Source organism: Streptomyces sp. NPDC052496 (genome assembly GCF_040679095.1).
GTDB lineage: Bacteria > Actinomycetota > Actinomycetes > Streptomycetales > Streptomycetaceae > Streptomyces.
Genome location: NZ_JBFAUH010000034.1, coordinates 78,971 through 84,970, shown reverse-complemented (window position 1 = coordinate 84,970; position 6,000 = coordinate 78,971). Strand labels below are relative to the sequence as shown.

The 6,000-nt window shown below is 70.6% G+C and carries 1 protein-coding gene; it reads right to left on the bottom strand.

All coding sequences use genetic code 11. The features are described 5' to 3' along the window. The coding region (locus AB0L45_RS34210; protein ID WP_365847034.1) for an RHS repeat-associated core domain-containing protein at positions 1–5,782 on the bottom strand (5,782 nt) is incomplete at its 3' end. Positions 5,783–6,000: the final 218 nt, after the last annotated feature.

Genomic DNA, 6,000 nt, shown 5'->3' with positions numbered 1-6,000 from the left:
GCGCCCGCGCCGCGGCCTGCGCCGCGCGACGGGCGGCGGCGCGGGCCGCCGCACGGGCCGCCACCTGGAGGGCGATGCGGGCGGCGATGCCGATCAGGATCGGGAAGAAGTCGCCGTCCGGGTCGGACTCGGTGGCCGGCGCGTTGTTGGCGTAGGCGTACGGGTTCATCTGCTGCGGGATGCCGAAGTCGATGACCGGGTCCACCGTGGTGAAGCGTCCGGTGATCGGGTCGTACTCCCGTGCCCCGAGCTGGGTGAGGCCCGTTTCCTCGTCGGTCCGGCCGCCGACGAATCCGCGTTTGCCGGGCCAGGAGGTGGGCCGGGCTCCTCGCGCCTCGCCGAAGGGGGTGAGCAGCCGGCGTTCGACCGGGAGCCCCTCCTGGTCGAGGCCGACCGAGGTGTAGGCGCTGCCGTGGTGGTCGTTGAGCAGCAGGGTGAGCCTGCCCTTGCCACCGGTGCCGTCGCCCTCTTCGGTGGTGCGCACCGTGGTGGCGCCGTCGGGGTGCGCGTAGTACCGGGTGGCGGACAGCTTGCCCTTGGGGTCCACGGTCAGTTCGGCATCGCCGAGGTAGAGCGTGGTGGCGCCGTCGGCACCGCGGTGGATGAGCCGGTTCCCGTCGGCGTCGTAGAGGTTCTCGGTGGTCCTGCCGTTTTCCGTGATCTTGGCGAGGTGGCCCTCGGCGTCGTAGGAGAGGGTCTGGGCCGCGCCGCCGACCTGCCGGGTGGTCATGTTGCCGGCGTCGTCGTAGGCGTAGGTGCTGACCGAGGTGCCGTCGGGGCCCTTGGACTCGACCTTGGACAGGGCGCGCGGCCGGTCCTTGCCCGGGCCGGGGTAGTGGTAGGTGCGGGTGACGTCGTCGGCGGTGTTGCCGCCGGTGTCGTGCTCGACCAGCTGGGTGCGGTTGCCGACCGCGTCGTAGCCGTAGCTGTGCCAGTACGCCTGCGGGCCGCCGATGTTGGTCTTGGAGGGGGCCGCCGCGCAGTCGTCGGTGGCCGTCCAGGCGGAGGTCATCCGGCGCAGCGCGTCGTAGGCGAAGCACTGGGTGTCGGACCGGCCCGCGTCCGGCATCGCCGCGCCCGGGGTGCGGGCGAGCTTGGTGACGTTGCCGGCCGGGTCGTAGCCGTAGGCGATGTCGTCGATCCGGCTGCCGCCGGCCTCCTTGCTGTCACGGTCGTGGACGGTGCGCTGCAGGCGGCGGGTGTGCTCGTCGTAGAAGGACGTCGAGTAGACCTTCTTGCCCTGCACCCCGGACTGGCTGCGCAGCAGTTCGCCGGAGGCGGAGTACTCCACATGGGAGGAGTAGTCCGTCAGTCCGCCGATGCCGGTCGGCAGGTCCTCCTTGTTGTAGCTGGTGGCCAGCCGCTCCTTGACCATGGGGCCGGTCTGCGGGATGAGCGTCCAGAACGGCAGGCCCGTATTGGGCTTGTAGCCGTACTCGTACGCGTAGGTGCCGGCGAGCTTGCCCTCGGTGGAGGGGATGACGAGCTGGGTGCCGGTGGGCTGGTAGGCGTGGTTGTAACCGGTGATCTCGTTGCGGTACTGCGCGCCGCCGGCGTACCGGACCGACGCCGACGGCAGCCCCTTGACCAGGGTGTCGTAGGTCCATTCGGCCAGCTTGGGGCCGTCCTGGCCGCCCTCGCGCAGGGACGTCGGCCGGTCCAGGGCGTCGTAGGTGGTGGACACCCGCTTGCCGCGGGCGTCGGTGACGGTGACGGGCCGGTCGTCCCGGTCGTAGACCGTGGTGCTGGTGCCGGCGTCCGGGTCGGTCTTCTTGACCTGCCGGCCGCGGGCGTCGTACTCGAAGGTCCAGGTGTTCTTGTCGGGGTCGGTGACCTTCGACAACAGGCCCTTGCGGTTGTACTCGTAGGAGGTGTCGTTGTACTTGGTGCGCTCGGCGTCCAGGTACTCGCGGAGCTTGGTCCTACGGCCTTCCGGATCGGTGAAGGCCGTCGTGACGGTGGCGCCCTTCGGCGGGGAGACCGTGGACTCGTTGCCGCGGTACTCGGCCGTGGTGACCTGCTGGTCGTCACCGAAGCGCCGGGTGACCTCCTTGACCGGGCGGCCCAGGCCGTCGAGGGTGGACACCGTCTGGTGCGGGACCTTGTTGTCGCCGACGATCAGCAGCGTCTCCGCCACGTCGCCCTCGGCGAAGTAGGCGTCGTTGGTCTTGACGGCCCGGCCGTGGGTGTCGTGGAAGGTGTCGGTGATCAGCCGCCCGCCGCCGACACCCGGGTCCTGGTTCTGCCGCTCCCGCAGCATGCCGTCGTAGACCTGCACCGAGGCCGAGTAGGAGCCGTCCTCCTTCAGGGAACGGGTGGTGACCGTGGTGGGAGCGGTCTTGGTGATCCGGTACGTGTACTCGGCGCTGGGTGACTGGCCCTTGGCCTTGTCGCGGTTGACGTTCCAGACCTTGGTGAGCCGGCCCAGGCCGTCGTAGTCCATGTCGTTGCGCCGGCCGTTGGCGTCCACGACGGCCGTGGTGGTGCCGCGCACCGGGTCGGCGTGCGTGGTCTCGGTGTGCCCGAGCGGGTTGGTGACCACCGTCTTGGTGGGGATGGCGCCGGTGGCCGGGGTGTAGGCCGTACGGGTGGCCGCGTTGTCGGCGTTGTCGGCGTTGTCGGCGTTGTCGGCGTCCCAGCTCCTGGTGGGGCGGCCGTGGACGTCGTACTCGGTGCGCTCGGTGACCTGGTAGCCCTTGCCGTCGCCGGTGATCTCCTCGACGGAGGTGACGTCGCCCTTGACCGGAGCGGCCCCGAACGTGCCGCCGTCGAAGGAGGTGCGCGTGTCGGAGACCACCTGACCGCCGGAGGCGCCGCAGGCACCGGTGACGGTGCGCTCCTGGGACTCCAGCTCCAGGAGCCACTTGTCGGTGTTGTGGGCGTACGTCACCGTGGTGCAGGCGTCGTCGTCCGGGTCCGTGACATCACCGAAGTCGTGCGTGGTGACCGGCTGTCCGTACGCGTCGTAGGTGATGGCCTCCTTGGTGCGCAGCCAGCTCCCGTCGCCCTGCCGGGTGCGTTCCTCGCTGCCGGCCGGCTGGCCCAGGTATGCGTGCAGCGGGGGCGCCGTGCGCGTGGGGTCCTTGTCGTCCGCGCGGCTGCGGGTGGCGGTGATCTTGGAAGTGGGGGTCGACTTGGTGGCGGACTCCAGTTGGCCGCCCTCGTCCAGATACGTCAGCGACTCGCGCTGCTGGCCGCCGTACTGGGGCAGGTCGGCGATGGTGCCGCCGTCGGAGTCGGTGACCTGGACCTCGCGCTTCTTGCCGTCCGGAAGCCGGTCGCCGTCCATGCCCCGGAAGTAGAGGTGCTCGGTCATGGCGCGCTTGCCGTCGTCGCCGCGGCCGGTGAGCGTGCGGACCTTGGCGTAGCCGCGGTACTGGCTCCAGGTGCGGTGCTTGTCCTCGGTCAGCTCGCTCTCGTCCCAGGCCCAGGCCGGGGCTCCGACGTACTGGTACGAGGTGACCTTCGGCGCGGCGTCGGTGACCTTGTCCTCTTCGCGGACCTCGGTGACGACGTACTTGTGGAACCAGTCCTGGAGGGGCTTGTCGGCCCACTCGGGCGTCCAGAAGAACGGGTAGCAGCGCATGCCGTTGTCGTGCGCGGTGGGCAGCTTGACCTTGCCCGGCATGGCCGAGCACTCCTGGGCGGAGTAGGTCACGCCGACCGTGGAGCCGTGCTCGGTGTCCACGGCGTGGATGCGGTACCGGGCGAAGGGCTCCAGCCCTTCGAACCCGTCGACGCGGTTGTGCATCATCTCGCCCCGGAAGGTCACCGGCGGGAGCGTGGTGTCCTGGCCGCCGGTGTGCCCGGTACGGGTGATGGAGGCCAGCCACAGGGCGGGGCTGGTGCCGTCGGTCGCCGGGAAGCTCTGCACGAGATTCCAGGTGTCGGCCTTGGCGTAGGCGCCGTCGGCCAGGGCCTCGGCGGTGACCTTCGTCAGACGCTTGGTCGTCCAGAAGCTCGGGGAAAATTTGTTGGTGCACTTGGCACCCGCGTCACACTTGAGGTCGAACGGGACGTCGGGCCAGTACTTGGCGTTCTCCTTGGTCAGCTTCCCCGGCGCGCAGTCGAATGCGGAGCCCGGCAGGCACCGTTCCGTCACCTGGAAGGTGACCCGCGCGGCGGCCTTCGCCGTGAACAGGGAGTCGTGCCGCTGGCCGTAGTCGATGCGGGTCAGGTAGGCGTCGCGGTCGTAGCGGACCGGCTTGTCCGCCTTGCCGAGCCGCCCGTAGTGGTTGGTGTCCTTGGCCCACCACAGGCTCATGGCGTCGCCGTGCGGGTCCACCACGTAGTCCAGGTTCCAGCGGTACGCCTGGGTGCAGTCGGAGGTGTCGAAGGCGCCGGTGTGGCACGGTTCGCCGGCGTGGTTGCCGAACACCGGGACGGTCTGCGTCGCGTGTGTCTCCGGCTTGCCCTCGGCCCAGCCGGGGAGGCGGTTGAGCCCGAACCAGTACTGGGTGCCGTCGGTGGTGGTCAGCACCCAGTGCTCACCGTCGTCGTCGCCGTTGGCGGCGCCCTTCTTCAGCTCGATCCGGGCCCCGTCGTCGTCGGCGAGCTTCCACTCGCCGGTCTTGTCGTCCCGGACGAGTTCGTTGCTGGAGCCGTCCAGGGACAGGGTGAGGCTGTCCGCGAACCAGCACAGGTCGCTGGTCTTGGCCTTGTTGTTCGCGCCCTCCCGCATGTCCTGGGAGCAGGTCTTGTAGCGGCGCTCGACGAATCCGGGGTGGTAGTCCCAGCCCTCACCGATCCAGGAGGACTGGTTGTTGGTGGAGGCGGTGCGGCCGTCGACGGCCTGGGAGGAGTAGCCGAACTCGATCTCGGGCTCGGGCCCACCCGGCACCTCGGGGACGTCGAGGGGGTGGGTCCAGGAGAAGCCGCCGGACTGCCCGCCCGCGGCCCACGTACCGGTCGAGGACAGGGAGGTGGCGCCGAAGCTGCCGGCGGAGCCGGACGTCCCGGCCGCTGCCGCGAGCATCAGCGGGCGGCCGGCGGAGAGGGTGACGCGGGCGGTCAGCCGCCGTGCGGCGGAGTCGTTCTCACCGCCGATCTCCTCGGGCGTGGCGCAGCCGGCCCGTCCGGGGGTGGTGGCGGCGCAGTCAGGGAGCCGTACCAGCCGCAGTCGGGAGCCCCAGTCGGCACCGTAGTGCTGGGCGTAGGAGGAGTAGTCAAGCTCGACGTCCACCTGCTGTCGGGGCGGTGCGCGCTGCGCGGCCGCGGTGCCGGCGGTCTGGGGGCGGGGGCCGGCGGCGGCCGGCGGGGTCTTGCCGTCCGGCTTCCCTGGCCGTGCGGCCCCGCCGGAGCCGGTGTCGCCGGACGGGTCGTCCTCGCGGCCGTCGGACGCGGGCGCGTCGGTGCCGGTGAGTTTGACGACCGGCCCGTCCACGCCGAGACCGGACGTGGTGGTGGTGTCCGGCAGTTCCACCTTTACGGTGTCGAGACCGGGCGCGGCGGAGGCCGCGCGGCGCTGTCCGGCGGGGGTCACCCGCACCGGCAGGTCGCCGGCCTTTCCGGCTTTTCCGGCCGCGCGCCGGTCGTCGCCGCGGGGGGCGAGGGAGGCCTTGGCGGCGGAAGCGAGGTCCACCTCGGCGCTGCCGCGCGGCAGTCGCGCGGCCGGGGCCTTCCAAGGAGTGGCGGCACCGTTCCGGCCGGCGCGCTTGCGGCCGGACCACTCGTGGCCCGCCACCGGCCGGTCCCGCTGGAGCGCCGGCAGATCGGCCCCCGGACGGCCGGCTTCGGCCGGACTGACCGGACTCAGCAGGGTGATCAGCAGCGAGAGGAACACCACGGAGATGGTCGGTCTCCACCTTCTCCGCGGAGACCACCATTCACGTAACACAGGCACGAACACTCCTAAAGGTCAGGTAAAGCTCACGCTGTTATATCGGTCCGCATTATTGTTCGACAAGCCCTTGCTTGTGGTGCTTTGGTGTCACGCACACCGCATTTAGGCCGCAAAGAACTGGTAAAGGGTTCGTCCGGATTGCAAGCTGAAAAACCATC